This is a genomic window from Nocardia sp. NPDC050793 (genome assembly GCF_040654065.1).
Lineage (GTDB): Bacteria > Actinomycetota > Actinomycetes > Mycobacteriales > Mycobacteriaceae > Nocardia.
This window is the reverse complement of sequence record NZ_JBFAHG010000032.1, coordinates 1-1,231: the sequence shown is the minus strand read 5'-3', so window position 1 is coordinate 1,231 and position 1,231 is coordinate 1. Positions and strand designations below refer to the sequence as shown.

Below are 1,231 nucleotides of genomic sequence, written 5' to 3'. Positions count from 1 at the left end.
ATTTCCTTATATTTTTCTTTGACTGGATAATGCTATTTGCTCTAAAAACGATTCACATCATACTTCTAATTATAACCGCAAATTGTAAAATGAAGTTAGCCACCTTGAGTCAAGCAAAAAACATCTGAATCTCTTATACTAGAAGTTCGACCAAATAGTATAAAAAGGAAATTCAGATGCAAGACTATTCTATCACAAGCCAGAGCAAAGGGAAACACCTGACCAATCAAGACCGTTTAAACATTGAACGTTGGCACAATAAAGAAGGACTGAGCAACCGTGAGATTGCGCGCTTATTGAATAAAGCTCATGGGACGATTGACAGAGAGATGAAGCGAGGGGAAATCCAGCTCAAGCGGAAGGTAAAATACTCTGCTAAAAAGGCTCAAGAAAATTATGAAGGATTGAGGGCTCACAGTGTTCGTCCGAGTAAACTCACGACTGAGATTGATTGTTATGTGAGTACACGTCTTAAAGAAGACAAGGACTCTTTGGAAGTCATTCATCAGGCTCTAAAAGGAGTTTCTCTGAGCAGCCTCTACAATTGGGTCAACTGGGGCTGGTTAGAAGCCAAGCGTCATCATCTTTTCTATCCGCAGTATAAGGCGGCAAAGAAAATCAAACCTCGTGCGCCAAAGCATCCTTTTGGTAAGTCTATTGAAGAACGGCCTGAGTTCATTAACAATCGCTTAGAAGTGGGGCATTACGAGATTGACACGGTCATTCTTACGAGAGCTAAGAACAAGGTGCTTTTGACGCTCACAGAGCGAAAATACCGCACGGAGATCATTCGCTTGATTGATGGGAAAACAGCACAGGCGGTCAATGATGAGCTGGTGGAACTTCAAAAAAGTTATGACTTCAAATCCATTACCCCTGACAATGGCCATGAATTTGCAAGGCTCTCTGAGGTCGTAAGCTGTCCAGTTTACTATGCACACGCCTACGCGAGCTTTGAGCGAGGGACGAATGAAAACCATAACCGAATGATTCGTAGGCATCTGCCAAAAGGCACAACAAAGACGACCCCTGAAGAAGTCGCCGCTATCGAGTATTGGATGAACCATTATCCAAGAAAAATGTTCAACTATAAGAGTTCATATGAGATGAGCTTGGCTGGCTAACTTGGACTTGCAATTTGCGTTCTTGCACTGTAAGTTGAAGTGAACCATCACCAATAAATAAAAGGTGTCTGCTTTCTTTATCTGCAATTTGGCTTCCTAATGCTGCT

At 42.2% G+C, this 1,231-nt stretch carries 1 protein-coding gene; it reads left to right on the top strand.

Annotated elements, in window-relative coordinates; all coding sequences use genetic code 11:
• The first annotated feature begins 176 nt into the window (after positions 1-176).
• Positions 177-1,124 carry an IS30 family transposase gene (locus AB0H50_RS35530; RefSeq protein ID WP_003130410.1) on the top strand — a complete coding sequence of 316 codons (948 nt, stop codon included), beginning with the start codon at positions 177-179 and terminating at the stop codon, positions 1,122-1,124.
• Positions 1,125-1,231: the final 107 nt, after the last annotated feature.